The 27,000-nt window shown below is 66.5% G+C and carries 22 protein-coding genes; 11 read left to right on the top strand and 11 right to left on the bottom strand.

Annotated features, from left to right (window positions below):
- Window positions 1–25: 25 nt before the first annotated feature.
- The gene (gene ettA / locus ACN2C8_RS05045) at window positions 26–1,693 is read right to left on the bottom strand and encodes an energy-dependent translational throttle protein EttA (protein WP_419254736.1); all 1,668 of its coding nucleotides are present in this window, start codon (window positions 1,691–1,693) and stop codon (window positions 26–28) included.
- Window positions 1,694–1,933: 240 nt separating this feature from the next.
- Here ettA and ACN2C8_RS05040 point away from each other — a divergent pair, with 240 nt between their 5' ends.
- The 7 genes from ACN2C8_RS05040 (at window position 1,934) to ACN2C8_RS05010 (ending at window position 11,779) form a co-directional block, all read left to right on the top strand.
- The gene (locus tag ACN2C8_RS05040; RefSeq protein ID WP_419254735.1) at window positions 1,934–4,228 is read left to right on the top strand and encodes a TonB-dependent receptor; all 2,295 of its coding nucleotides are present in this window, start codon (window positions 1,934–1,936) and stop codon (window positions 4,226–4,228) included.
- Window positions 4,229–4,338: 110 nt separating this feature from the next.
- Window positions 4,339–5,451 carry an alkaline phosphatase D family protein gene (locus tag ACN2C8_RS05035; protein ID WP_419254734.1) on the top strand — a complete coding sequence of 371 codons (1,113 nt, stop codon included), beginning with the start codon at window positions 4,339–4,341 and terminating at the stop codon, window positions 5,449–5,451.
- A 96-nt stretch (window positions 5,452–5,547) separates the two neighbouring features.
- Window positions 5,548–7,761: a S9 family peptidase gene (locus ACN2C8_RS05030; protein WP_419254733.1), complete on the top strand. Its 2,214-nt coding sequence runs from the start codon at window positions 5,548–5,550 to the stop codon at window positions 7,759–7,761.
- Between the two features lie 140 nt (window positions 7,762–7,901).
- On the top strand, window positions 7,902–8,105 hold the full coding sequence (locus ACN2C8_RS05025; RefSeq protein ID WP_419254732.1) for a hypothetical protein: 204 nt from the start codon (window positions 7,902–7,904) through the stop codon (window positions 8,103–8,105).
- 908 nt (window positions 8,106–9,013) lie between these two features.
- The gene (locus ACN2C8_RS05020; RefSeq protein ID WP_419254731.1) at window positions 9,014–9,343 is read left to right on the top strand and encodes a hypothetical protein; all 330 of its coding nucleotides are present in this window, start codon (window positions 9,014–9,016) and stop codon (window positions 9,341–9,343) included.
- Between the two features lie 65 nt (window positions 9,344–9,408).
- A complete protein-coding gene (locus tag ACN2C8_RS05015; protein WP_419254730.1) occupies window positions 9,409–10,191 on the top strand; it encodes a thioesterase family protein in 783 nt (260 codons plus the stop codon).
- 94 nt (window positions 10,192–10,285) lie between these two features.
- On the top strand, window positions 10,286–11,779 hold the full coding sequence (locus tag ACN2C8_RS05010; protein ID WP_419254729.1) for an amidase: 1,494 nt from the start codon (window positions 10,286–10,288) through the stop codon (window positions 11,777–11,779).
- Here the strand turns inward: ACN2C8_RS05010 and ACN2C8_RS05005 are convergent.
- From ACN2C8_RS05005 to ACN2C8_RS04975, 7 genes are all read right to left on the bottom strand, one after another.
- On the bottom strand, window positions 11,776–12,216 hold the full coding sequence (locus tag ACN2C8_RS05005; RefSeq protein ID WP_419254728.1) for a YybH family protein: 441 nt from the start codon (window positions 12,214–12,216) through the stop codon (window positions 11,776–11,778). The two genes, ACN2C8_RS05010 and ACN2C8_RS05005, sit on opposite strands and share 4 nt — an antisense overlap.
- Window positions 12,216–12,383 (bottom strand): hypothetical protein, encoded by a 168-nt coding sequence (locus tag ACN2C8_RS05000; protein ID WP_419254727.1) that lies wholly within the window; start codon window positions 12,381–12,383, stop codon window positions 12,216–12,218. Before ACN2C8_RS05000 ends, ACN2C8_RS05005 begins: the two co-directional genes overlap by 1 nt.
- A complete protein-coding gene (locus tag ACN2C8_RS04995; RefSeq protein WP_419254726.1) occupies window positions 12,377–12,994 on the bottom strand; it encodes a hypothetical protein in 618 nt (205 codons plus the stop codon). The genes ACN2C8_RS05000 and ACN2C8_RS04995 overlap by 7 nt, the downstream gene beginning before the upstream one ends.
- A complete protein-coding gene (locus ACN2C8_RS04990) occupies window positions 12,991–14,397 on the bottom strand; it encodes a hypothetical protein (protein WP_419254725.1) in 1,407 nt (468 codons plus the stop codon). Before ACN2C8_RS04990 ends, ACN2C8_RS04995 begins: the two co-directional genes overlap by 4 nt.
- A complete protein-coding gene (locus tag ACN2C8_RS04985) occupies window positions 14,394–15,905 on the bottom strand; it encodes a tetratricopeptide repeat protein (protein WP_419254724.1) in 1,512 nt (503 codons plus the stop codon). The genes ACN2C8_RS04990 and ACN2C8_RS04985 overlap by 4 nt, the downstream gene beginning before the upstream one ends.
- Window positions 15,906–16,190: 285 nt before the next feature.
- Window positions 16,191–17,414 (bottom strand): acyl-CoA dehydrogenase family protein, encoded by a 1,224-nt coding sequence (locus ACN2C8_RS04980; RefSeq protein WP_419254723.1) that lies wholly within the window; start codon window positions 17,412–17,414, stop codon window positions 16,191–16,193.
- Window positions 17,415–17,427: 13 nt separating this feature from the next.
- Window positions 17,428–18,543: an acyl-CoA dehydrogenase family protein gene (locus ACN2C8_RS04975; protein WP_419254722.1), complete on the bottom strand. Its 1,116-nt coding sequence runs from the start codon at window positions 18,541–18,543 to the stop codon at window positions 17,428–17,430.
- Between the two features lie 231 nt (window positions 18,544–18,774).
- On the opposite strand from ACN2C8_RS04975, the gene ACN2C8_RS04970 reads away from it, so the two are divergent.
- A complete protein-coding gene (locus tag ACN2C8_RS04970) occupies window positions 18,775–19,338 on the top strand; it encodes a hypothetical protein (RefSeq protein ID WP_419254721.1) in 564 nt (187 codons plus the stop codon).
- Here ACN2C8_RS04970 and ACN2C8_RS04965 read toward each other — a convergent pair.
- The gene (locus ACN2C8_RS04965) at window positions 19,335–19,829 is read right to left on the bottom strand and encodes a YkgJ family cysteine cluster protein (protein ID WP_419254720.1); all 495 of its coding nucleotides are present in this window, start codon (window positions 19,827–19,829) and stop codon (window positions 19,335–19,337) included. The two genes, ACN2C8_RS04970 and ACN2C8_RS04965, sit on opposite strands and share 4 nt — an antisense overlap.
- A 67-nt stretch (window positions 19,830–19,896) precedes the next feature.
- The gene (locus ACN2C8_RS04960) at window positions 19,897–20,550 is read right to left on the bottom strand and encodes an OmpW/AlkL family protein (protein WP_419254719.1); all 654 of its coding nucleotides are present in this window, start codon (window positions 20,548–20,550) and stop codon (window positions 19,897–19,899) included.
- 180 nt (window positions 20,551–20,730) lie between these two features.
- Here ACN2C8_RS04960 and pepN point away from each other — a divergent pair, with 180 nt between their 5' ends.
- From pepN to ACN2C8_RS04945, 3 genes are all read left to right on the top strand, one after another.
- On the top strand, window positions 20,731–23,322 hold the full coding sequence (pepN, locus tag ACN2C8_RS04955) for an aminopeptidase N (RefSeq protein ID WP_419254718.1): 2,592 nt from the start codon (window positions 20,731–20,733) through the stop codon (window positions 23,320–23,322).
- 158 nt (window positions 23,323–23,480) lie between these two features.
- Window positions 23,481–26,021 (top strand): ATP-binding protein, encoded by a 2,541-nt coding sequence (locus tag ACN2C8_RS04950; RefSeq protein ID WP_419254717.1) that lies wholly within the window; start codon window positions 23,481–23,483, stop codon window positions 26,019–26,021.
- 151 nt (window positions 26,022–26,172) lie between these two features.
- Window positions 26,173–26,541: a UrcA family protein gene (locus tag ACN2C8_RS04945; RefSeq protein WP_419254716.1), complete on the top strand. Its 369-nt coding sequence runs from the start codon at window positions 26,173–26,175 to the stop codon at window positions 26,539–26,541.
- 9 nt (window positions 26,542–26,550) lie between these two features.
- On the opposite strand, the gene ACN2C8_RS04940 is transcribed toward ACN2C8_RS04945, so the two are convergent.
- Window positions 26,551–26,997 (bottom strand): NUDIX domain-containing protein, encoded by a 447-nt coding sequence (locus tag ACN2C8_RS04940; protein ID WP_419254715.1) that lies wholly within the window; start codon window positions 26,995–26,997, stop codon window positions 26,551–26,553.
- Window positions 26,998–27,000 lie beyond the last annotated feature (3 nt).

Genomic DNA, 27,000 nt, shown 5'->3' with positions numbered 1-27,000 from the left:
TCGGTATCCAATGCCTTCTGGCTCCCTACCGAGCGAACTTCTGGAACTTGATGCGCTTCGGGATCAGGCTATCCGCCCCCAGACGGCGCTTCTTGTCTTCCTCGTACATCTCGAAGTTGCCTTCGAACCACTCGACGTGGCTGTCGCCTTCGAAGGCCAGGATGTGGGTGGCCAGACGGTCCAGAAACCAGCGATCGTGGGAGATGACCACGGCGCAGCCGGCGAACTCTTCGAGCGCCTCTTCCAGGGCCTGCAGGGTTTCGATGTCCAGGTCGTTGGTCGGTTCGTCGAGCAGCAGCAGGTTGCCGCCGGTGGCCAGGGTCTTGGCCAGGTGGACGCGGTTGCGCTCACCGCCCGAGAGAAGACCGACCTTCTTCTGCTGGTCGGCGCCCTTGAAGTTGAAGCTGCCCACGTAAGCACGGCTGTTGATCTCGCGCTTGCCGACGATCATCACGTCGGTGCCGCCCGAGACTTCTTCCCAGATGGTCTTGTTGGGGTCCAGGGCGTCGCGGCTCTGGTCGACATACGAGAGCTTGACCGTGTCGCCGACCCGGACGCTGCCGCCATCGGGCTGCTCGCGGCCGGTGATCAGCTTGAACAGGGTCGACTTGCCGGCGCCGTTGGGGCCGATGACGCCGACGATGCCGTTGGGCGGCAGGCGGAAGGACAGGTCCTTGAACAGCACCTTGTCGCCATATTCCTTTTCCAGACCTTCGACTTCCAGCACCAGATTGCCCAGGCGCGGGCCGGGCGGGATCTGGATGTGGGCCTGGGTCTGGGCGGCGCGGGCGTTTTCCTGCGCCGAGACCATTTCCTCGTAGCTGGCCAGACGGGCCTTGGACTTGGACTGACGGGCTTTCGGAGAGCTGCGCACCCACTCAAGCTCGCGGGTCAGGGCGCGCTGGCGGCTGTCGGACTCCGACTGCTCCTGCACAACGCGCTTGGTCTTCTGCTCCAGCCAGCCGGAGTAGTTGCCCTCATAGGGCACGCCCTTGCCGCGATCGAGTTCCAGCGTCCACTTGGTGACCTGATCCAGGAAGTAGCGGTCGTGGGTGACCAGGATCACGCAGCCCGGGAAGTTTTCGAGGTGATGCTGTAGCCAGGCCACCGACTCGGCGTCCAGGTGGTTGGTGGGTTCGTCCAGCAGCATGATGTCGGGCTTGCTGAGCAGCAGGCGCGCCAGGGCGATGCGACGCTTTTCACCGCCCGACAGGTCGTCGATGCTGGAGTCGTTGGGCGGGCAGCGCAGGGCGTCGATGGCCATCTCGACCTTGGAGTCGATGTCCCACAGATCGCGGGCGTCGATGATCTCCTGGAGCTTGGTCATCTCCTCCATCAGCTCGTCGGAATAGTCCTCGCCGAGCTTGTTGGCGACTTCGTTGTAACGGTCGAAGATCAGCTTGTCCTCGCAGTCGGCGATGACATTGCCCCAGACATCCTTGGTCGGGTCCAGCACCGGCTCTTGCGGCAGGTAGCCTCGACGGATGCCCTCGGCGGCCTTGGCCTCGCCCGAGAACTGGTCATCCAGGCCGGCCATGATCTTCAGAAGGGTCGACTTGCCCGAGCCGTTGACACCGACGACGCCGATCTTGGCGTCGGAATAGAACGACAGCCAGATGTTCTCGAAGATCTTCTTGCCGCCGGGGAAGGCCTTGGTGAGGCCTTGCATCTGGAAAATATATTGCTGCGCCATGGCTGGGCCGGATCTCGCTGGTCGGAAGTCGGGAGGACGGGCGCTGAGATAGCGGTCGGGGGCGGTTTGCGCAATGTCGGCGGGACCTTCACCCACATGACACAACCCGCCGACCTTCACCGTTTCGTCGCAGGAGTGTCAGTCGGCCGACACTTTTCCGTCGCCGGGCCGTCGCGGAGCGCTGTTAACCGGGCCAAAGAACCGGCGCGCTCCCCGCACGACCGGGCGAGGGGATAGATCATGAAACACCATCTGATGCTGGGCGCTGCTTCGGCCGCCCTCCTGCTGCTGGCCGCAGCGCCCGCCCTGGCCGCCGATGTGGCGCCGACCGAGGCCGCCGACACCACCGCCGTTGACGCCATCATCGTCATCGGTCAGGGCCAGAGCCGCCAGGTCCAGACCCTGAAGGACGAAGCCATCTCGCTGGAAGCCGCCGGCACCAGCCCGCTGAAGGCCATCGACAAGCTGCCGGGCGTGACCTTCCAGTCGGCCGACGCCTTCGGCGCCTATGAGTGGTCGACCCGTATCTCGATCCGCGGCTTCAACCAGAACCAGCTTGGCTTCACCCTGGACGGTATTCCGCTGGGCGACATGAGCTATGGCAACCACAACGGCCTGCACATCAGCCGCGCCATCACCAACGAAAACATCGGCCGCGTCGAGCTGGCCCAGGGCGCCGGCGCGCTCGGCACCGCCTCGACCAGCAACCTCGGCGGCACGCTGCAGTTCTTCTCGCGCGATCCTTCGAAAGTGCTCGGCGGTCAGCTGAACGTGACCGGCGGTTCGGAAGGCATGTACCGGGTGTTCGGCCGCATCGACAGCGGCGCGATCGAGCAGCTGGGCGGCCTGCGCGGCTACGCCTCGATCGTCTCGCAAGAGACCGGCAAGTGGAAGGGCGGCGGCGACCAGAAGCAGTTCCAGTACGACCTGAAGGCCGTGCTGCCGCTGGGCGAGAACGGCAGCCTGACCGCCTTCTACAACGGCTCGCAGCGCCGCGAGCAAGACTACCAGGACCTGTCGTTCGAGATGATCAAGCGTCTCGGCCGCAACTGGGACAACACCCAGCCCAACTGGAACCTGGCCGTGGCCGCCGGTCGCGCCTACCTGACCGGTACGGCTCTGCCCGCGCCGTTCGCCTCCGTTGACGACGCCTACTACTCCGGCGCCGGCGTCCGCGATGACGAAATGTATGGCCTGGCCGTGAAGCTGCCGCTCGGCGAAAACGCCAAGCTTGACCTCAGCGCCTACGGCCACGCCAACCAGGGCCAGGGCCTGTGGTACACGCCCTACGTCCCTAGCCCGGGCTTCGGCACGGTCGGCTCGACCGCCGCTCCGCTGTCGATCCGCACCACCGAATATGACATCGACCGCAAGGGCGTGACCGGCGGCATCACCGTCGATCTGGGCGCGCACGAAGTGGGCATGGGCTTCTGGGGTGAAAAGAACACCTTCAACCAGGCGCGCCGCTTCTACGCCGAAACCGCCGCCGCCCCGACGCGCGATCCGCTGGACTTCCAGGAGAACCCCTTCTTCACCCAGTGGCAGTACCGCTTCGTGACCGACACCCTGGTCGCGCACATCGAAGACACCTGGACGGTGAATGAAGCCCTGAAGGTCAATTTCGGCTTCAAGGCCATGGAAGTGACCAACAGCGTCCAGCGCATCGCCGGCAACCCGCTGGCCGGCGAGATCGAGTCGAAGAGCTCGTTCCTGCCGCAGATCGGCTTCGTCTATAAGGCGATGCCGGACCTGGAGTTCTTCGGCGGCTACACCGAGAACATGGCTGCCTACGTCTCGGCCGCCACCGCCGGTCCGTTCGCCTCTCAGAACCAGGCGGCCGTCGACTACATCACCCAGACGCTCGAGCCTGAAACCTCCAAGACCTTCGAACTGGGCGCGCGTTATCGCAACGAGCGCTTCCAGGGCGTCGCGGCCCTCTATCACGTGACCTTCGAGGACCGCCTGCTGGCCGCTTCGACGGCCGCGCCGATCCTGGGCCTGCCCGCCATTCTGTCGAACGTCGGCGGCGTGGAAACCAACGGCATCGAGCTGGCCGGCGAGTACAAGCTGACTGACAACTGGTCGCTCTACGGCGCCTACACCTACAACCAGTCGGAATATCAGGACAACGTCATCAACGGCTCGGGCGTCGTCACCGCCCGCACCGCCGGCAAGGAAGTGGTCAACACGCCCAAGAACATCTTCAAGGGCGAAGTGAAGTTCGAACTGGCCGGCTTCTACTCGAAGCTGGGCGTCGCCCACACCGGCGAGCGCTACTACACCTACGAGAACATCGGCGGTCAGGTGGACAGCACCACCGTCGCCGACCTGACGCTGGGCTATCGCTTCAACGACGACAGCACCTGGGGCAAGGGTCTGGAGATCCAGGCCAACATCACCAACCTGACCGACGAGGACTACATCTCGACCATCGGTTCGGGCGGCTTCCTGAACAATGACGCAGCCGGTACGGGCCAGACGGTCCTGACCGCCCCGCCGCGCCAGTTCTTCGTCTCGATCAAGAAGGCGTTCTAAAAAGGACTGTCATCCCGGGCCAAGACCCGGGATGACACACTAGGCGAGGGCCGGGAGGCGACTCCCGGCCCTTTCTCGTTCAAGCTGCACCGCAAAATGAGGAAACGTCCGTGACCGAACTCTCCCGCCGCGGGGCGCTTGGCCTGTCAGCCGCCGCCCTGGCCGTCGCCCCCGCCGCGCGCGCCGCCGTCCTCGACGCGCCGCATCCGGCGCTGGGCAAGTCCCTGACCCGCATCGCCTTCGGCTCCTGCGCCAACCAGGACAAGGACCAGCCGATCTGGGAGGCAATCTTCGAGCAGAAGCCGGACCTGTTCGTGTTCCTGGGCGACAACATCTATGCCGACACCCGCGATCCCAAGGTGATGGCGGCCAAGTACGCGACCCTGGCGGCCAAGCCGCATTTCAAGCGACTGCGCGACACCACGCCGGTCCTCGCCATCTGGGACGACCACGACTTTGGCGAGAACGACGCCGGAGCCGACTATCCGATGAAGGCCGAGAGCCGCCGCCAGTTCTGCGACTTCTGGGGCGAACCCGCCGACTCGCCGCGCCGCACGCGCGACGGGGTCTATGCCGCCTATGTCTTTGGCCCTGACGGCCGGCGCGTGCAGATCATCCTGCCCGACCTGCGCTGGAACCGCACGCCCCTGGCGGAGAAGACCTTCAAGGGTGGCTACAAGCCCTGGGCCGTGGCGCGCGGCCTGTCGGGCAAGGAAACCCCCGGCCCCTATGACCGCATCGCCGACCTTGACGCCACCATGATCGGCGAGCCGCAGTGGGCCTGGCTGGAGCAACAACTGGCCCAGCCCGCCGACCTGCGGATCTTTGGCTCCAGCCTGCAGGTGCTGGCCGATTTCGCCGGCTGGGAAAGCTGGATCAACTATGCCCGCGACCACCAGCGCCTGCTGGACGCCATTCGCCGCCAAAAGGCCGACCGCCTGATCTGCATCAGCGGCGACACCCACTATGCCGAGGTCTCGCGGCTGGACACCAACGTCCCCTACCCGATCTGGGACGTGACCTCCTCGGGCCTGACCGAGGTGTGGCCCGTCACCCCGCCCAACGCCCTGCGCGTCTCGCCGGTGCTGCGCGAGCGCAATTTCGGCATGATCGAGATCGACTGGAGCGGCCCCGCGCCGGTGGCGACCCTGAGGGTGCATGACGAGAAGGGCGCGGTGAAGATTTCGCAGGTGGTGGATACGGCGGGGCTGAAGGTCGGGTGAGACAAGTCCTCCCCCTTCAGGGGGAGGACTTGGAAGCGCGCCCCTCAAACTTTTCCCTGCTGACAACCTCACGGCGTCCCACTAGCGTCCCGCGCCATGATCAGACCCTCGCTTACCGCCCTCGCGGCGTGCCTCGCCCTGACTTCGCCCGTGCTGGCGGAAAAGCTGCCCCCCGAACGCATCTTCGCTGATCCCAGCCTGTCGGGTCCCGCCGCCAAGGGCGTGGCCCTGTCGCCGGACGGCAAGCGCGTCACCTATCTGAAAGCCAAAGCCGAGGCCGCCAATGTCCAGGACCTGTGGGCGGCCGACGTGGCCGGCGGCGAGCCCTATCGTCTGATCGACTCGGCCACCCTGTCGTCGGGCGCCAAGGAACTGTCAGAGGCCGAGAAGGCCCGCCGCGAACGGGCCCGCGTCTCGTCGCGCGGCATTGTTGAATACAGCTGGGACAGCCAGGGCCGCTTCATCCTGGTGCCGCTGGACGGCGACCTCTATCTGGACAGTGTTTCCGACGGCAAGGTCAGCCGCCTGACGCAAACCCCGGGCGACGAGGTCGACGCCAAGGTCTCGCCGCTGGGCGGCTATGTCTCGTATGTTCGCGACCAGAACCTCTATCTGAAGCCGGTCAACGGCGGGGCCGAAAAGGCCCTGACCACCGAGGGCAAGGACGCCCTGTCGTTCGGCGTCGCCGAGTTCATCGCCCAGGAAGAGCTGGACCGCTTCAGCGGCTACTGGTGGTCGCCCAGCGAAGGCCACATCGCCTATGCCCGCGTCGATGAGAGCGGCGTCGACATCGTGCCCCGCGCCGATATCGGCCCCGGCGGCGCCACCGTGGTGCTGCAGCGCTATCCCCGCGCCGGTCGCCCCAACGCCGTGGTCGACCTGTTCGTGCGCAACATGGCCACCGGCCAGGCCGTGCAGCTGGATCTGGGCGCAAACAAGGACATCTATGTCGCCCGCGTCGACTGGTCGGCCAATGGCAAGACCGTCTATGTCCAGCGCCTGTCGCGCGACCAGAAGACCCTGGACCTGATCGCCTTCGACCCGATTACCGGTCAGGGCAAGACGGTCCTGACCGAGACCGACCGCCACTTCATCGAGGTGCACGAAGACTTCCGCCCTCTCAGCGATGGCACCTTCCTGTGGTCATCGGAGAAGTCGGGCTTCAACCACCTCTATCGCCACGCCGCCGACGGCAAGCTGATCGCCCAGCTCACCCGGGGCGACTGGCCCATGAACAAGGTCGAGGGCGTCGACGAGACGCGCAAGGTCGTCATCTTCGGCGCCTCCATCGACACGCCGATCGAGCGCCGCCTCTATGAGGTCTCCTACGTCAAACCCGGCAAGCCCAAGGCCCTGACCCCGGCCGGCGGCTGGTGGACGGCCAAGGTGGCGCCCAACGGCGCCTTTGCCGGCACCTACACCGATCCCAAGACCCCGCCCCAGACCGCGCTCTATGCGCCCGACGGCAAGCGCGTGCGCTGGATCGAGGAAAACCGGCTGGCCGAGGGGCATCCTTACTGGCCCTATGCCTCGACCCTGACCACGCCGGAATACGGAACGCTGAAGGCCGCCGACGGCGAGACCCTGCACTACGCCCTGCTGAAGCCGGCCGATTTCGACCCGTCGAAAAAGTACCCCGCCATCGTCGCCGTCTATGGCGGCCCGCACGCCCAGAATGTCCGGAAGATCTGGCAGAGCCCGTCGGAACGCACCTATCTCGAAGCCGGCTATCTCGTCTTCCGGCTCGACAACCGTGGCACCGCCAACCGCTCGGCGAAGTTCGCGCGAGCCCTGGATCGCCGCATGGGCACCGTGGAGGTCGACGATCAGCTGGTCGGCGCCAACTATCTGAAAACCCTGCCCTATGTGGACGCCGAGAAGCTGGGCGTGGTCGGCTGGTCGTATGGCGGCTTCATGACCCTGATGATGCTGACCGCCGACGACAGCCCGTTCAAGGCCGGGGCCGGCGGCGCGCCGCCCACCGAGTGGGGCCTCTACGACACCGCCTATACCGAGCGCTACATGGGCAAGCCTGAGGAGAACAAGGACGGCTATGCGCGGTCCGATATCCTCACCCGTCTGGACAGGATGAAGCCCGGCAGCCTGCTGCTGCTGCACGGCATGGCCGATGACAATGTCATCTTCGAAAACAGCACCCGCCTGATCGCGGCCCTGCAGAAAAAGGCCATCCCCTTCGAAATGGCCCTCTATCCCGGCGAGCGCCACAGCGCGCCGGGCAGCAAGACCAAGGGCCTCAGCGTGCTCAAGACGCATCTGGAGTTCTTCGGCCGCAAGCTGAAGGGGCAGTAAGGCCTCTATCGGATCCGTTCGCGGCGCCGCGTCGCGAACGGAAGCTGCGTCAAAACGCCCGCCCGGACTGACTTTTTGTCACAGCCTCAAATCACCAGGCGCCGCCTATCCTCATCAGGACTGATCGAGGACGCCTCCTGATGACCAAGACCGATGACGCCGTCGAATGGCTGATCCACGCGCTCAAGGACGCCCTGGAGCACGGTGGCGCCTCTGAGTCCGATCTCGAGGACTGGCTGCTGGCGGCCATCTCGCTCGAGGAAATCTCGCTGGAAGACGAACTGGCCACCCGCCAGGCCCGCTCCCTGGGCGCCTGGATGAGCGCGTCGGCCACGCTGCACTGAGACGGCGGGACGCCAATCCCATTGTCCGTCATCCCGGGGCTTGTCCCCGGGACCCATGGTTCAGCTTCCACGTGAGCATCGGGGCCTGCTCCGCCCTTGCGGCGGACAAATGGGTCCCGGGGACAAGCCCCGGGATGACGAGATTTAGGAATACGACGGGGACATGGGGCGCCCAATCCCCGTTCTTTTCAAAACAAACCCCAGCCTGATCAACGCCTTGTAAAATAGTTGATCGCGCCCATCAGACGCGCTGAAACCGCCTGCATAATCAATCTCACCTGACAGCACGGGAAGGGCGCACGTACGGCGACCGTTGCGGCTGTCAGGGGTGGTCGAGCGGGAAGCGCCCGTCGGCCGTCGTCCAAGGCCCGGCAGGGTCTGGTGGAGCGGATCGGTCCTTGCGGGGGCCGGACGCGTTGAAGCCGGACCGGGACCGCCGGGAACGCCCTTTGGCGACGCCCGCACGATGCGCAACAGGCATGGGCTGAAATCGCCCATGCGGTCTGGACGGGGTCGCTATCCCCTCCACCCGTCGAGGGCCTAACGTCGGAAGCGGGTTAAAACCCCGCGCCCCGAGGGCTCACCGGATAACGGCTGCGCGGAGCGTCTGTCTTCGTCGAAACGGTACTTCTACAAACCCTCATCCGGGCGAGGCCCGGGCGCTCCGCGACCCTTCCCACCCACTCGGCGGTTTCCCGCGCGAGGTCGCGAGCTTGCGCCTGGCCTTGGCGACGGCGTGCGGATAGGCACCGGCCAAAGGGGTTGTGTAGAGGCGGTGCTGGGCCATCCCAAAAAAGACCCGCCGGGTCTGGACGTGAGGGCGATCCACAGCCCTTTCCACCCCCTGGCGCAGGCCTGCGCTGTGGCGCGGGGTGGTCTGAGGGCGCGTGACGGGCTAACAGACTTGCATGGCGCGAACAAAACTAAGCCCTGAGTTTGATATCCAGGTCGCTGGAGACCCCTATGTCTGGCGGCTTCATCGCCAGCCCGGCTGGTCCAGCGACGCCCCTGAGCGGCATGGCATGGCGATCGCCGTGCGCCACAAGGAGGGTCAGCGCGAAGCTGTGATCGAGTTTCCGCCCGGCCCGCAGCCCCGCTATGGCGCGCCGCTGCTCAAGCCCTCGCAGGTCGCGCCGGAACTGGTGATCAAGGCCATCGCCTCGGCCATCGTGGCGGGATGGGATCCGCTGTCGCGCGGCAAGACGGTGGCCATCATCGTGGATTCGACCGGCGGCTAAAGGCTGCCCTTGACTTCCGTAGCGAAAGAAAACGAACCTCTGGCAAAGCTCCAGGGAATTTTCGCGTGACCACCTATACCGACCTTATTGCCGGCATCTCCACAACGGCCTCGGGCCACGCGGCGCACGTCACCGACGACTGGAAACAGGGCCGCACCACCTATGGCGGGCTGTCGGCGGCCCTGTGCCTGGAGGCCGCCCTGCGGACCCTGCCCGAGGCGCCGCCCCTGCGCTCGGGCCAGTTTGCCTTCATCGGTCCGGCGGCCGGAGAACTGGCCATCGAGACGACCGTGCTGCGCCAGGGCAAGTCGACCCTGTTCGTCGGCGTCGATCTGGTGGGCGAGCAGGGCCTGGCGACGAGGGCCATCCTGACCTTCGGCGCGGCGCGGGAGTCGCTGGTGGCCTATAGCGACCTGCCCTGCCCGGTGGTCGCTCCGCCCGCTGATTGCGAGTTCTTCTTTCCACCGGGCTCGGGTCCGGGCTTTTCGGGCCAGTTCGAGGTCAAGTTGGCCGGCGGGACCCGTCCCCTGTCAGGCCAGCCGCCGGAATATCTGCTCTGGATCCGCCATCGCGATCCGGCCGCGCACTCGCTCTCGGCGCTGGTCGCCCTGGCCGACACGCCGCCGCCACCCGCCATGGCCCTGTTCCCGAAGTTTGGCCCGATCTCGACCATGACCTGGTCGCTCGACGTTGTGGACCTGCCGGCCGAAGACGACGACGGCTGGCGCCTGCTGCGCAGCACGGCCGAAACGATCGGCGACGGCTATTCCACGCAGGGCATGATGCTGTGGGACGGCAGCGGTCGCCCGCTGATCGCCGCACGGCAGAACGTGGCCGTCTTCGTCTGACCACGAAGGATAGGCTTGGCGTCGACAGGGTTTTACCCTCATCCTCCGGCGCGTTCGGCCGAGCTGTAATGTCGGCCCGCGTGGGGATACTCGCATGACCAAGATCGCCTGCCTGGCCGGAGCGGCCGTCGCCGCCCTGCTGGCCACCAGCGCCGCCGCTCAAACCTCGGAAGAGGCGACCAGGGCTTACCTGGACCAGATCAAGGCGAAGAACGACATCCTCCATGCGGTCATCGCCGTGAACCCCGCCGCCCTTGCCGACGCCAGGGCCCGCGACGCCGAACGCAAGGCCGGCAAGGTTCGCTCCGCCATCCACGGCCTGCCGATCCTGCTGAAGGACAATATCGAATCCGCCGAACCCCTGGCCACCACCGCCGGCTCGCTGGCCCTGAAGGACAATGTCACCGGCCGCGACGCGCCGCTGGTCAAGGGCCTGCGGGACGCCGGGGCGGTGATCCTGGGCAAGGCCAACCTGTCGGAATGGGCCAATATCCGCTCGAACAACTCGATCAGCGGCTGGAGCGCGGTGGGCGGTACGGTGCGCAACCCCTATGTGCTGGACCGCAGCGCCTGCGGCTCGTCCAGCGGCTCGGGCGCGGCTGTCGCGGCCGGTCTGGCCTGGGCCGCTATCGGCACCGAGACCGACGGCTCGATCACCTGCCCGGCAGCGATCAACGGTCTGGTGGGGCTCAAGCCCACCGTCGGCCTGGTGTCACGCACCCACATCGTGCCGATCAGCCACAGCCAGGACACGGCCGGCCCGATGACCACGACGGTCGAGGATGCCGCCAAGATCCTGACCGCCATCGCCGGCTCCGATCCCGCCGACGTCGCGACCAAGGCCGCCGACAGCCACAAGACCGACTACGCCAAGGGCCTCGACAAGAACGCGCTGAAGGGCGTCACCCTGGCCGTGGCGCGGTTCTATACCGGCTATTCACCCAAGACCGACGCGGTGTTCGAACAGGCCCTGGCCGACCTGAAGGCCCAGGGCGCGACCCTGGTCGAGGTGAAGGACTTCGATGAAGGCCCGATCGGCGCGGCCGAGGGCGTGGTGCTCTATACCGAGCTGAAGGTCGACCTGGCCGCCTATCTGGCCTCGACCGATCCGAAGAAGGTCCCCAGCCGCACGCTGGCCGACCTGATCGCCTTCAACAAGGCGACGCCCCACGAGTTCGAATGGTTCGGCCAGGAGAGCTTCGAGAAGGCCGAAAAGACCAAGGGCTACAGCGATCCGGACTACATCCAGGCCCTGGCGGATTCCAAGCGGCTGGCCGGTCCCGAGGGCATCGACAAGATCCTCAAAGAGGCCGGCGCGGTGGCCATCGTCGCCCCGACCACCGGTCCGGCCTGGACCATCGATCCGCTGAACGGCGACAACTATGGCGGCTCGTCAACCACCCTGCCCGCCGTGGCCGGCTATCCGCACCTGACCGTGCCGATGGGTCAGGTCACGGGCCTGCCGGTCGGGCTGTCGTTCATTGGCCCGGCCTGGAGCGAAAAGCTGCTGCTGAACCTGGGCTACGCCTATGAGCAGGCCACGATGAAGCGCAAGGCCCCGACCTTCCTGCAGACGATCGCGCCTTAGGAGCTATGGTCGGCGACGATCCGCCAGCCGTCCTTCTCCAGTGCCATGACCAGACTGGTATAGCCCTTGGCCGAATTCCCGTCGGGATAGGTCAGGGCCCACTGGCCGATATAGAGGGCGTGCGTCGCATCCAGCAGGCGGAAGTCGACGGACTGGAAACTCAGCACGCCGCGCTTTGCCGGGTCGTCGAAATTGTACTTGGCATTGTAGCGGGCAATCATCGCCGCCTTGCCGCGCACCAGGCCTTCTTCGGTGACGAAGCTGGTTTCAGGCGCCTCTGAATAGGCGGCCATGAAGCGGACTACGTCGCCGGCGTTCCAGCCCTTGGCGCTGTCCGCCATAACAGCCTCGACGGACCGTTGCTGCGGCGAAGCCTCGACGGCCGCAGCAAGCGTCGGCGCCGCCATGAGCGCCAGGATCAGCAGAAAGCGGCGCATCAGACGCGCGGTCGAATGACGCCGATCGGCGGCGGCGGCGGTGTGACCCGGTCCGCCGACGGCGCATTGGGGGCCGGTGGCCCCATATAGGGTCTCTGCTTGGGTGTTTGCGCGCAGCCGCAAAGGGCCGCCGCCGTCAGGGCCAGGATCAGGCCTGACTTCAGCATCCCACCAGGCCCACGCCGGCGAAGTTGCGGTTGCCGCCGACGCCGACACCGCCAAAGCGGTCGCCGAGCGCCACACCAAGGCCCAGCGCGCCAGGAGCGCTGGCCACGGCCAAGCCCAGATTGCCGCTGGGGGTGAAGATGCCCAGGCCGGACTTGAAGCAATGATTGTCGCCGCGAGGATCCCAGACCTCGACCTGGCCATCGGCGCGGGTGAAGGCCCAGCGCTCGCCGCGCTCGTCGCGACCGCTCACCGAGATCTTGCCCTTGCCGTCGGGCGTGACGCCGTATGACTCGCGGGTGAAGCCATCGACCGCGCAAGACGAGACCAGACCGGGCCGGCTGAGATCACCGTTCAGGGCCGCCGCAGAGCGGGTCTGGGCGTTATAGGCCGAGATCTCGGTGTCACCGCCGCGACCGCCGCCGACAAACACCTGGGTGCCGGTCGCGCTGTCATAGGTCATGATGTCCGGTGCCTGGCCGGTCAGGGGCTCGCCGCAGGCGGCGGGGCGACCGCCGCCCGGTCCGCGACCGCTCTGGGCCTGGGCCTGGCTTGCACCGATTGAGGCGGCGACCGTCAGGGCGACGGTGAGGCCATGGACGAACTTGCTCATTTGGGGGCTCCCCCTGATTGAGGTCCGCCCGCCAGAGCGTCATCAGACAGCTGTGGCGGAGCCGAGGTCGCCGAGGCCGGCAGAGCGGTCGGGGCGGGCCAGTAAGAGTCGAAGTCGAGACGGGCCTGATCGCGTGGCGAGCGGAAGACCTCCGGTGCCTCGAACCAGGGACGGCAGGTCAGTTCGCCGTTGAAGTGACCCTTGACCAGGGCCTCGCAGCCGCCGGGACGGGCAAAGACGCGGTTGTCGACCGACCGGACCTGACCGCCGGCGTCGGCATAGATGCCCGAGCGCATGACGCGGTGAATACGGTTGTTGGAGGCGAACACGATACCGGAGGCGGCATAGATGCCCACGTCCATGGCTTCCAGGTCGCCGCCGCGAATCTGCAGGTTGGCGTTCTCCAGAACCACCGCCCAGTCGCTCTCGCGAACCACGGGATTGAGCAGCGTGGTCTCATCCCCGCCGCCGACATAGATGCCGCGCGAGAAGCCGTCGACGTACAGGCCTTCGATCTTCACCAGTTGCTGGCGGTTCATGCCGGCGATCACGAAGCCGGCCGAGTTGCGGGTTCGCGACGAGCCGGTCCAGTCGCCAAGGCGGGTGATGCGGACATCCCGCATGCGGCTGTCGCCCGAGGTCTCGAAGGCCGCGCCAATGGCGGTGGCGGCGATCTCGACATTGGACGCCATGATCTCGCCCGTGGCCTTGACCACCGGCTGGCGAGTGCGGCCGATGAAGACGGTGTCCTGCAGCTCGATACGGCTGTCCTCGACATCCATCGCCGAGCCTTGGCCGTCATAGCGAATGGTCACGCCCTTCAGGGCCAGGTCGGTGGCGCGGCCGGTGATGCACGAGGCCTCACCGGCACGCGAGGCCTCGATGCCCAGACCGTCCAGCACCACGTACCGCACGCCCGGTGCGATGCGGATGCAGGGCTGGCCGGCCGGCGTCACCAGGATCGGTGCATTGCGCGACGGCGTGTAGTCACGCACCACGATGGAGACCGACTGGGTGATGTTCAGCGACTCGACACAGGCCCGGCCCTGGGTCGAGGTCAGGATCAGATAGTCGCCGTCATAAAGACGCGCCAGCGTGTCATTGACCTGGCCCGGATAGGCGTAGTCGCAGTTGACCTCGCGCTGGACATAGCCGGGGCGACTGACACTGGCGACCTCGCAGCGGCCGCGAACGCGATAGCTGCCGCGTGGGCAGGGCTTGACCTTGGGCCGGTAGCTGGCCTTGCAGCCCCGCGACAGGTTTGGCTCCAGTAGCAGCCCAAAACAGGGACGGATCTGCTGATCGACCTTGGCGTCCGGCGAGGCCAGCGCCACGGCGGGGGCCGCAGCGAAGCCGAGCGACAGCACGGCCACGAGGGCCAGGAAGCGGCTCAGGCGGCTCATCGATAGTCCCTTTCGATGTAGGGCCGACCACCGCGCTCGGCGGCGGGTCTGGGCGGACGCGAGACCTGGGCCAGAAGTTGTTGCAAACGCCAGACCGAAGGCTTGAAGCCGGCCAGGGCACCGTCTAGCTGATAAACGACGGCTCTGGCGCGATCCTGGTCGGCCACGCCCTGCAGCCCCAGCGAGAAGAAGGTCGACATGGCGTACTTGGCTTCGGCCGAGCCTTGGCGTTCGGCCTCCTCGTACCAGTGATAGGCACGGGCATAGTCGCGGGGCACGCCCACGCCCTCGGAATACATCACGGCCAGGACGAGCTGAGCCTTGGACGAGCCATTGACGGCGGCGTACTGCACCGCCCGCACCTTCTCGACGGCGCTCAGCCGGCCAGTGATCGGACGGCCGATCATCGCCTGAAAGGTCTGGGCGTCGCCTGACGCCAGCAGTTTCTCGTCGAGCACCGGCGTCGGGATCACCCGCAGATAGGCCAGGGCCTCGCCGATATGGACGAAGGGCAGTTCGTGCAGGCGGGTCTGGGCCGCCTCTCTGGCTTCGCCCGACTGGTCGGCTTCGTCGGAATGGGGCACGCCCGATTCCGGAGATTCGGGCGGATAGAACTCGTAGGGCGGGATCCAGCGCTTGGCCTTGGTCTCGACGAAGGCGCCATACGAAGCCCGCTGCGGCGAGGAACGCTCGAAGTCCTTCAGCATGACATAGGCCGATACATCGCCCGTCTGCACGGCCAGGTAATTGTAGAGATAGGCGTCGACGTCGTTGCGGCGGAACAGGTCCAGCGCGGCCGGCGTGCCGGCGCGCTTCTGGCTGCCATAGGCCTCGACGGCCTGAAGATTGTCGGACGGCTCGCCATACGGGCCGAAGAAGCCGTCATGGATGCGGGCCAGCACGCGATAGCCGTCAGCGCCCTGGCTGGAAAGCACGTAGATCACGCGGTTGCGGACCTTCTCGCGCTCTTCAGTCGACATGCGCGCCAGCAACCGGTCCAGCGCGCCATAGGCGCTCTGGCGCTCGAAAGCGCGGCAGTCGTCGAAGCGAGACAGGGCCCGGCCATCGCCCTTGCCGCGACGCTCATAGGCCGCGATCGGCGCGTAGCCGCCAGCGTTGGACAGGGACATGGCGTACCACACCGCCGCCTCGACCTGATCCTCGAGGTTCTTGTCGACCGAGCGTTGACCTTCGTAGCGGCGGGCCAGTTCCAGCTGGGCGAAGAAGTCGCCGCGAAAGCCACCCTGGCGAAGCGCGCGAATCTCTTGCTGTTGTTGGTTGAACTGCCCGGAGACGCCTTGGGCGGCCTGCGGACGCGGACAGGCGCTGGCCTTTCTCTGGAGCCAGAGGTTGGGACCCACGTCGCAGCCCACCAGGGGAATCACTACGGCGGCGACCAGCGCCCCGATCGGAACGCGACGCAGCAGCGCGCCTTGCCGGGAAACCGCCCCAAACAGGCTCATTCGGAGCGCGGAATAGCGCGAAACAGCATCGCTGGCTTCTCGCATCACTCCCCCTCCAGCACGCCGTTAACCATAGTCATCAAGGACTCATGTGCCCGGTGTCGCAGGCTGTCAAGGTGAAGCAACCGCGTTCGCCCAGCGGCGTGTTGACACGCCCGCGCAGGGACTCGCGCCTCAGGGGAATTCAGTAAAAACGGGCGAGATTCGACGCGGGGCAAGATTGCGAAACCATGACGGACGCAACCGCGAAGCGAATTTGATCATGCCCAGAAACAGGCTCGCCGCGCCCGGTTTTCGAGCGCGGCGAGCCCCAGATCAGGTCTGAAGGACCTAGCGGCCCGTCGGCATGTCCTTGAAGGCGACGTCCTTGTCGACCCGCACATCGCCCGGCAGGCCCAGCACCCGCTCGGCGATGATGTTCTTGAGGATCTCGTCGGTGCCGCCAGCGATGCGCAGGCCGGGGGCCCACATCAGGCTCTGCTGGAACGCCGCCTCGGCCGGAGCCTGATCCGGGTCGGTCAGGATGCCGTACTGGTCTTCCATCTCGACGGCGGTATTGGCCAGGTCCTGCATCTGGTTGGCGGCGATGATCTTGCCGATCGAGCTTTCCGGTCCCGGCGTCTGACCGCGAGACAGGGCGGTCATGGTGCGGAAGCGGGTGAACTTCAGACCCTCGGACTGCACGTACCAGTCGGCCAGCTTCTCGCGGAAGGCGTTGTCCTTGATCGCCGGGCCGGTGGACCCCGTCAGCTCACGGGCCAGGCCCATGATCTCGCGATAGTTGGGACCCGACGAGCCGCCGACGGCCAGGCGCTCGTTCATCAGGGTGACCAGGGCGACCTTCCAGCCCTCGCCGACCTCGCCCAGACGCTGGCTATCCTTGACCCGCAGGTCGGTGAAATAGACCTCGTTGAACTCGCGGCCGCCCGACATCTGGTGGATCGGCCGGCACTCGACGGCGGCGTCCTTCATGTCGATCCAGAACATGGTCAGGCCCTTGTGCTTGGGCACGTCGGGATCGGTGCGAACCAGCAGGATCCCGTAGTCGCAATAGTGGGCGCCGGTGGTCCAGACCTTCTGGCCGTTGATGACCCACTCGTCGCCGTCCTTGATGGCGCGGGTTCGCAAGGCGGCGACATCGGAGCCGCCGGCCGGTTCGGAGAACAGCTGGCACCAGATCTCCTCGCCCTTTACGGCGGGGCTGACGAACCGCTGCTTCGTCTCGGTGTTGGAGAAGGCCATCACCGTGGGCACGCACATGCCAAGTCCGATGGTGAAGTAGCCGTAGCCAACGCCGGCCTTGGTCTCTTCCTGGCCGAAGATCACCGACTGGATCGGCGTGCCGCCGCCGCCGCCGACCGCCGCAGGCCAGGTGATACAGGCATAGCCGCCGGCCGCCTTGCGGGCCTGCCAGCTTTTGGCGGCGGCCATGTGCTCATCGGTATTGGGTTTCAGGTCGCCGAACTGAGCCCGGTGCGCGGCGGCGTTCTCGACCAGCCAGGCGCGAGCCGTCTCGCGATAGGTGGCTTCTTCGAGTGAATCGTTGAAATCCATGATCTTCTCTCCCTTACGCCGCGTTCTTTTGTTCGAGCTGGCTGACCAGCCGTTCTTTCCAGACCCGGGGCGCGCCGGCCACGAGGCTGAGCTGGCGCGAGCGCCGGTAATAGAGGTGGCAGTCGACGTCCCAGGTGAAGCCCATGCCGCCGTGCACCTGGATGCTTTCCTTGCTGGCGAACCAGTAGGCGTCCGACGCCGCGATGCGGGCCGCCGAGGCCGCGATCGGCAGCTCTGGCGCGTCGACCGTCAGCGCCCAGGCCCCGTAATAGGCGTTGGAGCGGGCGACCTCGTTCTTGACGTACATGTCGGCCAGCTTGTGCTTGATCGCCTGGTAGCCGGCGATGACGCGGCCAAAAGCGTATCGGCCAAGCGCATACTCCTTGGCCATCTCAAGGCATCGGTCAGCGCCGCCCAGTTGTTCGAAAGCCAGCAGCACGGCGGCGCGGTCCATGATCGCCTGCACCAGTTCGAAACCAGCGCCAGCCTCGCCCATGCGCTCAGCCGTCACGCCGTCGAAGGTCAGCTTGGCCACGCCGCGCGTCGGGTCGAGGCTCTTGAGGGTTTCGCGCACGACGCCCTTGGCCTTGAGGTCGACCAGGAACAGGCCCGGCTTGCCACCTTCGCTGGCCAGGACCAGAGCCATGTCGGCCACGTCACCGTCGGTGACCGGGATCTTCACGCCCGTCAGCTTGCCGCCCTCGACCCGGCAGGCGAGGTTCGTAGCATTGACCACGCCCGGACCTTCCGAGGTCGCCAGGCAACCGATCAGCTCGCCGGCGGCGATGCGCGGCAGGACGGCGGCCTTCTGGGCTTCGCTGCCGGCCAGCATCACGCCTTCGGCCAGGAAATAGACCGTTGAGGCGAACGGGATCGGCGCGACAGCGCGGCCCAGTTCCTCGGCGATGGCGCACAGCTCGACCCGGCCAAGACCCAGGCCGTTGAACTCTTCGGGGATGCAGGCGCCCAGCCAGCCCTGCTCGGCGACAGCGGTCCACAGGTCCTGGTCGAAGGAGCGGCTGGCGTCATCCAGGACGCCGCGCACGACGGCGGGGCCACAGCGGCCGTCGAGGAACTTGCGCGCCTCGTCTTTCAGGAACTTCTGGTCGTCGGAAAAGTCGAAATCCACTGGGTGGCCTCCCATGAGCCTGCCCTATGGGCAGGCTCTGATTATAGTTGTGAGCGTGACAGTCGCCGAAACCGGCATCCACTTCGGCTGTCACGCTCGCGGCGCGGCTCTCGATTGGCGCGCCTCAACATTCACCCTGACTGACCTTTCGCCGCAGGGAAAGATTGACCCGGCGTCAAGGATTTCAGGTTCTTATGACGATCGTCCAGTTCACGTCGCGTCCAAGGGGCCATGGCCAAGACCGTCTATCAGCGCAACCAGAAGGTTTGGGTCGACAGCGTCGGTGCCTGGGCGACGATCGAACGCATCGTACCGATCTGGGCCAAGGGCTTCGACGAGCCCGTTCGGGTCACCTATGACGTCGGTCTGGGCCGCGAATTCCTGGCCCATGAGCTCAAGCCCGAGGAAAAGATCGACGCCGAGGGCGCCGGCATGGTCGCCCACTGGCGGGTGCTGCGGGCCCGTAACAAGTGGCAGCAGGAAAGCGACTGCCCCCACCACCCCTATCCCGGCACCTATCCGGTGGTGGTCACCGATCCCAATGACTGGGGCGGCTGGCGGACGCCGGGCGCGGAATATGACCGCGATCCGCGCAAGATCGAATATCAGGCGCGGCTGATCGCCAGCGCCCCGCGCCTGCACGCCATCGCCCGTCAGATCCTGGAACTGGTCGCCGACCATCCCGAGGATGCGCCGCCTGCCCTGTCCGCGTTGGCTCACCAGGCCTCAGCCATCGAGCGCTATCTGCATGAGGTTCCGGCCGCCGCCGAGGCCGCCAGCACTATCGAAAACTAGGCTGGCCAGTCCCGGCCGGATCCGGGACGCCGCAGTCGGTCGTGGGCTGTGAATTCGATGGCCGGACGCACGACGCCCAGATCGATCTCGCCGCCGCCTGGCAACAGGCGCAGGCAGCGCCGCCCGATCCAGATCAGCACGTCCATGCCCTCGGCCGCACCTTCTCTGGCCCAACCGCGCAGCACCGCCTCGAACGGCGCGCGCCGCCAGGCGTTAGGCTGAGCCGGGTCAAGCTCGACATTGACGACCCGCCCGCCCTCGCCCGCATGCAGCACAAACCCGCTGCGGTCTGGTCGCCAGTCATCGCCCAGACGAGTGTCCAACAGCCAGTCACAGGCAAACTCACCGCAGCCTGCCGGCCGGACTTGATAAACCTGACAACCCTTGCCGCGGCGGTAGTAGCGGCACCAGACGTGCGGCGCCTTATCGAGCTCGCGCACGCCGATCAGCTTGCAGCATTGGCCGCACGCGCCGCATTCCCGCTCAGCCATGCTCATCCCCGCCCGCGCTATCACCCCTCGCAGGGTTTAGTCGTCGGGCGGAGACATGCAAGGCAGATCAGAAACGGTAGCCGACCCCGACCGAAGCCACGATCGGGTCCAGCTTGACCTTGGACTTCAGGGTGCCGCCATTGATCGAGGCGTCGGTCTCGAACCACACCTTCTTGACGTCGATGTTCAGGTTGTAGCGCGCGTTCAGCGGCACGTCGGCGCCGACCTGCAGGGCATAGCCGAAGCCGTCGTCGAGCTTCACCTTGAAGCCGTTCTTGTCCTTGCTGCTGTGGAACAGCATGTAGTTCAGACCCGCGCCGACATAAGGGCTGAACTTCGCCGCCGGAAACGGATGGTATTGCAGCGACACGACGGGCGGCACGACCCAGGTCTTGTGAACCTCGACGTTCGTCCCGGGCCCGACGGCCTTGACGGTGTGCTGGGTGGTGGTGGCGATCACTTCAACGGCGAGCTTGTCGCCGAGGAAATAGGACAGGCCGATGGTCGGCTTGATGTCGTCACTGACCTCGACCTTCAGGCCCGAGGCAGCGCCCGCAGCGGTGACGATCGAGTTGCCTGCGTCAGGCGCCACATCGGTGACGCGGACATTCAGAACCAGGTCACCCTTGGCCTTCGGCTTGACGGCCTCTTGAGCCTGAGCGGCGGAAACGGCCAGGAGGCTGGCGACGCAGGTCAGGGCCAGGCGGGTCGCGATAGTCATTGTTATCCCCTTGATTTCGAAGCGGGCGCTGCATTTGGGGGCGCCCGAGGGGGAATTGCGCCCTGTTGAGCGCGCATTCTTTGATCCGGAACAAGTCCACACTGAAAATATGGCCTTTCATCCAGACCTTATTACTTAAGGGCTCTCGCGCAGGCCGCTTCGGACCTCTAGATTGCCGGTATGCGCACAGATACGCCCCAGGCCATCCGGCTCGCCGACTACCGCCCCTTTCCGTTCGAGATCGAAGAGACCGAGCTTGCCTTCAAGCTTGAGCCCTCGTCCACGCGAGTCCTGGCCACGCTGAAGATCAGGCGCACGGGCGATGCGGGTGAGCCGCTGGTCCTCAACGGTGAGCGGCTGAAACTGATCTCGGCGGCGATCGACGGGCGCGCCCTGAGCGCGTCGGACTACAGGCTGGACGCCGAGTTCCTGACCCTGGCCGATGTGCCCGACGCCTTTGTGCTGACCACCGAGGTCGAGATCGATCCTGCCGCCAACAAGGCGTTGATGGGTCTCTATATGTCGGGCGGCCGTTTCTGCACCCAGTGCGAGGCCGAGGGCTTCCGCACCATCACCTACTTCCCTGACCGTCCGGACGTGCTCTCCCGCTACACTGTGCGGATCGAGGCCGATGCGGCGTTCGGCTACCTGCTGAGCAACGGCAATCTGTGGGAAGGCGGCGAGCTGGATGACGGCCGCCACTACGCCATCTGGAACGACCCCTTTCCCAAGCCGGCCTATCTGTTCGCCCTGGTGGCCGGCGAGCTGGACGTGCTGGAAGACAGCTTCGTCACCATGAGCGGCAGGACCATCGCCCTGAAAGTCTATGTCGATCCCGGCCAGGCGCCGCGCGGCGCCTATGCCATGGACAGTCTCAAGCGCTCAATGAAATGGGACGAGGACGCATTCGGCCGCGAATACGATCTGGACCTGTTCATGATCGTCGCCGTGCGAGACTTCAATTTCGGGGCGATGGAGAACAAGGGGCTGAACATCTTCAACAGCTCCCTGCTGCTGGCCGATCCCGAGACCGCCACCGACGCCGACTACGAGCGCATCGAGGCGGTCGTGGCCCACGAGTACTTTCACAACTGGACCGGCAACCGCATCACCTGCCGCGACTGGTTCCAGCTGTGCCTCAAGGAAGGCTTCACGGTCTTCCGTGATCAGAGCTTCAGCGCCGACCAGCGCGGCGCGGCGGTGCAGCGGATCAAGGACGTCAAAGCCCTGCGCGCCCGCCAGTTCGCCGAGGACGCCGGCCCCCTGGCCCACCCGGTGCGGCCGTCCAGTTATATGAAGATCGACAACTTCTACACCGCGACTATCTACGAGAAGGGCGCGGAGATCATCCGCATGCTCAAGACTCTTCTGGGCGCCGAGGCGTTCCGGAAGGGTTCTGACCTCTATTTCGAACGCCATGATGGCCAGGCCACGACGGTCGAGGCCTTCATCGCCTGTTTCGCCGACGCCTCGGGACGCGACCTGACCGACTTCTTCGCCTGGTACGAACAGGCCGGCACGCCGAGCGTGTCGCTGGTCAGCGCGTATTTTGAGGACTCCAAGGCGCTGGAGATCACGCTCACCCAGTTCACCGCGCCGACGCCCGGCCAGCCGACCAAGACGCCCCTGCCGATCCCGGTGACCATCGGCCTGCTCGATTCTGACGGCGCCCCGCTGCGTGACAGCGAGGTCGTGGTGCTGGATGGCGCGACAAAGGCTGTCCGCTGGGAGGGTATCGCCTCTCCGCCCGTCATCTCGGCCCTGCGCGGCTTCTCGGCTCCGGTGAACCTGACCACCGACGCCCGGTCGGCGGATCGCTATGGGCTGTTCGCCGCCGACCCGGATCTCTTTAACCGCTGGGAAGCCGGCCAGACCCTGGCCCGCGAGCTGATCCTGGCCCGCGCCGACGGCAAGCCCGACGAGGTGGGCGAGGAACGCTATGCTGACGCCTTGGGCCGGGCGCTGCTGGACGGGGCTTCCGAGCCCGCCTTCAAGGCCCTGCTTCTGGCCCTGCCCAGCGAGCCGGACCTGTCGCTGGCCGTCGAGCCGGCCGATCCGGCGGCCATCCACACGGCGCGAAGCGCCCTGCGCGCCCGCATCGCCGTGCATCTGGGCGACCTGCTGCGCCGCCTGCATGGCGATCTGCAGACGGCCGGCGAGTTCTCGGCTGACGCCCAGTCCGCCGGCAAGCGGGCCCTGCGCAATGGGTGCGCCGACCTGCTGGCGGCCGATCCACACGCGGTGAACGTCGAGCGCATTGCCGGCCACTTCGAGGCGGCCGCCAACATGACCGACGCCATGGGCGCCCTGTCGGCCTTGGTCCAGATTGGCGGCGAGGCCCGCGACAAGGCGCTGGCCGCATTCCACGCCAAATGGAAGGACGAGCCGCTGGTGCTGGACAAGTGGTTCGCCGTCCAGGCCCGCGATCCGTCACAGGACGTCCTGGAGCGTATCGTCGCCCTGACCCAGCACGCCGATTTCGACGCGACCAACCCCAACCGCTTCCGGGCGCTGGTCTCGACCTTCGCCAACTTCAATCCGTCGCGCTTCCACGATCCCAGCGGCGCTGGCTATCGCTTCCTGGCCGAAAAGATCCTGGCCGTGGACGCCTATAACCCGATGACGGCGGCGCGCCTGGTCGAGCCCCTGGGCAGCTGGCGGCGCTATCCGGAAGCTCTGGGCGCTCAGATGCGCGAGGCCCTCAAGGGCGTCGCCGCCCATCCCGGCCTGTCCAAGAACGTGCTGGAACTGGCTTCCAAGGCGCTCGACTGACAACGCCGTGCCCCGGTCGCAGACGGATCGATTGCGACCATTAGGCTCATAACCCGCCAAATCGGCCGTTCGGCCGTGACGGGGACCTTTGGCGTGCGGTAGATTCAGCCGATGCGGCGAAGTGACTCGCCAAACTGTTGTCGGGGAGCCTTGGGCGTTTGAGAGTTGGGGATGCGAGACCCGGAAGACTGGCGGGAGCCGGACTTTCTGCGGCAGGCGTCGTGCGGTCGATCACCGCGCGTTCGCCATCGCAGGTCTATGTCCGCGTCGCCATCCTGGCCGCCCTGCTCCTGCTGGCCGTTTATACCGCGTTCGGCGTCAAGCGCCTGCAGGACGAGGCCGCGATGGCGCCCGGCGGCGCCAGCCTCGCCGTAGAAGCCAGCCTGGTGGCCAGCCGCATTGAAGCCAATCTGGCCGCTCAGCGCGCCGGTCTTTCAGCGGCCTCAGACATCCTCCAGCGTGACCCCGCCGACACCATGGACGCCGCCGAGATCGCCCTGCGCGCCAGTGGCGGCGAAGCGATGGCCGTGGCGGTCGCCGGCCCGTCGGGCGTCCAGGCCGTGGCCGGTCGCGACGAGGGCGCGGACTGGAAAGCCGCTGCCCGCGCAGCGGCCGCGTCAGGGCGCTCGACCTGGATCGGCGCGGCGGGCGATACCGGCCGCCTGTATGTCGCCGCCGTCGCTCCGGCGTCGACCGGGCGCAACTTCATCATCGCCAGTGGCGATCCCGGCCGACTGCTCGTCGACCCCGGCAAGGGCGGCGCCCGCGCCATCGCCCTGCCCGACGGCAGCCTGGTCGCGACCCAGGGCCGTATCGTTCAGGGCATGCAGACTTTCCGCGACGCCTTCGCGCTCTCGATGGAAGACGTCGGCGGCCAGAGCGCCGCCCTGCGCGGTCAGGCCGCCAATGGCGCCCTGCTGGACGTGGCTGTGCAGCCCCTGGCCGAAGGCGCCCTGCTGGCCGTGGCCGGCGCGCCGTCACGCGATATCGCCAACCTGGACCGCCAGGTCATGGAAGGCGCCTTCAATCTTCTGGCGCCCCTTGGCGTCGGCATCGCCCTGGCCCTGCTGCTGATGATCCAGAGCCGCAAAGCCGAGATTGCCCACCGCGAATTCGTCGACAGCGAGCAACGCTTCCGCCTGGCCGTCGAGGCCGCGCGCTGCGGCATCTGGGAATGGGACCTGCGGGCCGACCAGGTGTTCCTCTCCGACGTCACCGGCGCGATGTTCGGCTGGGGCGGCGGCGGCATCGTCTCGGGTCAGGATCTGCTGGACCGCATCTCGATCGACCACCGCGAGCGCGTCCGTCAGGCCCTGGCCAATGCCGCGATGTACGGCGCCTTCGACGTCTCGTTCCGGGTGCCCGCCACCCAGCAGGGCGGCCGTTCGATCTGGATCGACGCCCGCGGACAGGGCTTCGGCAAGCCGGGGCAGGACGGCTATGTGCGCATCATCGGCGTGGCTCTGGACGTCACCGAAGAACGGTTGGCCCAGGCCCGCGCCCAGGCCGCCGAGAACCGCCTGCGTGACGCCATCGAAAGCGTCTCTGAGGCCTTTGTGCTGTGGGACCGCCAGGGCCGGCTGTTGATGTGCAACCGCAACTACCGCAGCGTCTTCTCGCTGGAGCCCAAGCTGCTCAAGCCCGGCGCGGCGCGCGCCGAGGTCAACCGCTTCGCGGCCCTGGCCATCAAGCAGGACTACCCGGCGCCCGACGGCGCCAAGGGCGTGCGCGAGGCCGAAATGATGGACGGTCGCTGGATCCAGATCAGCGAGCGCCGCACGGCCGAGGGCGGCCTTGTGATGACCGCCGCCGACATCACCGCCATCAAGAACCAGGAAGAAGCCCGCCGCCTCAACGAGGAACAGCTGCAGAGCGCCGTCAACGGCCTTGAGCGCAGTCAGGAGCAGCTGGCCGAGCTGGCCCGCAAGTACGAGATGGAGAAGGTCAAGGCCGAGGGCGCCAACAAGGCCAAGAGCGAATTCCTGGCCAACATGTCCCACGAGCTGCGCACCCCGCTGAACGCCATTAACGGCTTCTCCGAAATCATGATGACCGAGATGTTCGGTCAGCTCGGCGACAAGCGCTACAAGGGCTACAGCCAAGACATCCACAATTCCGGCCAGCACCTGCTGGCCCTGATCAACGACATTCTCGACATGTCGAAGATCGAAGCCGGCAAGATGAACCTGAAGTTCGAGCCGCTGAACCTGGAAGACGTGGCCGAGGACGCCGTGCGTCTGGTGCGCAATCGTGCCGAGGCGGCCGGCCTGAAGCTGGTGATCGACTTCCCGCAATTGCCCGAGATCGAGGCCGACTATCGGGCGGTCAAGCAGGTGCTGCTGAACCTGCTGTCGAACGCCATCAAGTTCACGCCCCGGGCCGGCAGCATCACGATCCGCGCCGAGGTGCGCCGCGATCCGCTGGGCGAGCGCGTGCGGGTCTCGGTGCAGGACACCGGCATCGGCATCGCCAAGGAGGATCTGGCGCGCCTGGCCCGTCCGTTCGAGCAGGTCGAAAGCCAGCTGTCCAAAACCACCCAGGGCACAGGCCTGGGCCTGGCCCTGACCAAGTCGCTGATCGAGATGCACTACGGGTCGCTGGAAATGGCCAGCACGCCGGGCGAAGGTACGACGGTCAGCTTCATCCTGCCGATCCGCCAGAGCGAGGCCCATTCCGCCCGCGACTTCGCCGCCGCCTGATCACGGCCGGGCCGGGACCGGGGCCGATTATGACTTTATTTTCATAGACTTAATTCCGCGTCATGAAGCAGACGTAACGGGTATCTGCGTTCTGCCGGATCTAAACCCTCACTCAGGAAACGCGCCTGGCGCACATCGAGGGAGTTACCCAATGTCCAAGTTCATCAACCGTCTGGCTGCGGCCGCCGCCCTGGCTCTGGCCGCTACGCCGATCATCGGCCTGGCCGCCGCTCACGCCGCCGAACCCGTTCAACCCGCCCGTATCCAGGTCGGCGACCTGAAGCTGTCACATCCTTCCGACGCCGCCGAGTTCATGCGTCGCGCCGAGCAGGCCGCCGATGAGGTCTGCACCGCACGCACTGCCAAGGAAAGGCTGCGCGGCCTGTCGATCCGCGCCTGCTATCAGGACTTCAGCGCCGATCTGCGGAGCGAACTGAGCCGCACCCAGCTGTCCGATCTGCGCGCCGCGCGCCGCGCCCAGCCGGCGACCTTCGCCACGCGCTCGATCGGCCTGTTCTAGGCCGACCCTTTAGCCTCGACGCATCCACGCCGCGACGGCCCAGGCATGGGCGTCGTGGCGCAAGGCGACCACGGCGTCGCGAGGATCCAGCCAGGCCAGTTCATGATCGTCCTCGACCTTGAGCCCCGCCTTCAGTTCGATCATGCGCGCCATATGGACGCCCCCGAAATTGCGCACGGGCTGGCCGTCGGACTTCAGGAAGACCTGCGAGACCGAGGCGACTAGGTCATCGACTTCGACCACCAGGCCAGTCTCTTCGCCAAATTCGCGGACCACGGCTTGGGGCTCGGTCTCCCCCGGATCGACCGCGCCCCCCGGCAGGTCGAAATAGGGTGGCTTGCCGGGCTTGGTCACCCGCACGACCGCGATCTCGCCGAGGGTGTTCTCGACGATGCCGAAGGCTGCGGGGCGGTCCAGATAGTTTAGCCCCGGCGCCGGCTGGCCGAACGCGAGCAAGGG

Origin of the sequence: Caulobacter sp. ErkDOM-C (assembly GCF_048541825.1) — a bacterium.
Lineage (GTDB): Bacteria > Pseudomonadota > Alphaproteobacteria > Caulobacterales > Caulobacteraceae > Caulobacter.
The sequence above is the reverse complement of the archived record's forward strand: the minus strand, read 5'-3'. Positions and strand labels throughout refer to the sequence as shown.

Excerpts from the sequence above, each read along its gene's own strand:
- ACN2C8_RS05020 (WP_419254731.1), top strand. The coding sequence starts at position 9,014 with ATGGCGCGAACAAAACTAAGCCCTGAGTTTGATATCCAGGTCGCTGGA.
- ACN2C8_RS04985 (WP_419254724.1), bottom strand. The coding sequence starts at position 15,905 with ATGCGAGAAGCCAGCGATGCTGTTTCGCGCTATTCCGCGCTCCGAATG.
- ACN2C8_RS04990 (WP_419254725.1), bottom strand. The coding sequence starts at position 14,397 with ATGAGCCGCCTGAGCCGCTTCCTGGCCCTCGTGGCCGTGCTGTCGCTC.
- ACN2C8_RS04965 (WP_419254720.1), bottom strand. The coding sequence starts at position 19,829 with ATGGCTGAGCGGGAATGCGGCGCGTGCGGCCAATGCTGCAAGCTGATC.
- ACN2C8_RS05030 (WP_419254733.1), top strand. The coding sequence starts at position 5,548 with ATGATCAGACCCTCGCTTACCGCCCTCGCGGCGTGCCTCGCCCTGACT.
- ACN2C8_RS05025 (WP_419254732.1), top strand. The coding sequence starts at position 7,902 with ATGACCAAGACCGATGACGCCGTCGAATGGCTGATCCACGCGCTCAAG.
- ACN2C8_RS05005 (WP_419254728.1), bottom strand. The coding sequence starts at position 12,216 with ATGCGCCGCTTTCTGCTGATCCTGGCGCTCATGGCGGCGCCGACGCTT.
- ACN2C8_RS05040 (WP_419254735.1), top strand. The coding sequence starts at position 1,934 with ATGAAACACCATCTGATGCTGGGCGCTGCTTCGGCCGCCCTCCTGCTG.
- ACN2C8_RS05010 (WP_419254729.1), top strand. The coding sequence starts at position 10,286 with ATGACCAAGATCGCCTGCCTGGCCGGAGCGGCCGTCGCCGCCCTGCTG.
- ettA (WP_419254736.1), bottom strand. The coding sequence starts at position 1,693 with ATGGCGCAGCAATATATTTTCCAGATGCAAGGCCTCACCAAGGCCTTC.
- ACN2C8_RS04945 (WP_419254716.1), top strand. The coding sequence starts at position 26,173 with ATGTCCAAGTTCATCAACCGTCTGGCTGCGGCCGCCGCCCTGGCTCTG.
- pepN (WP_419254718.1), top strand. The coding sequence starts at position 20,731 with ATGCGCACAGATACGCCCCAGGCCATCCGGCTCGCCGACTACCGCCCC.
- ACN2C8_RS04980 (WP_419254723.1), bottom strand. The coding sequence starts at position 17,414 with ATGGATTTCAACGATTCACTCGAAGAAGCCACCTATCGCGAGACGGCT.
- ACN2C8_RS04995 (WP_419254726.1), bottom strand. The coding sequence starts at position 12,994 with ATGAGCAAGTTCGTCCATGGCCTCACCGTCGCCCTGACGGTCGCCGCC.
- ACN2C8_RS04970 (WP_419254721.1), top strand. The coding sequence starts at position 18,775 with ATGGCCAAGACCGTCTATCAGCGCAACCAGAAGGTTTGGGTCGACAGC.
- ACN2C8_RS05000 (WP_419254727.1), bottom strand. The coding sequence starts at position 12,383 with ATGCTGAAGTCAGGCCTGATCCTGGCCCTGACGGCGGCGGCCCTTTGC.
- ACN2C8_RS04960 (WP_419254719.1), bottom strand. The coding sequence starts at position 20,550 with ATGACTATCGCGACCCGCCTGGCCCTGACCTGCGTCGCCAGCCTCCTG.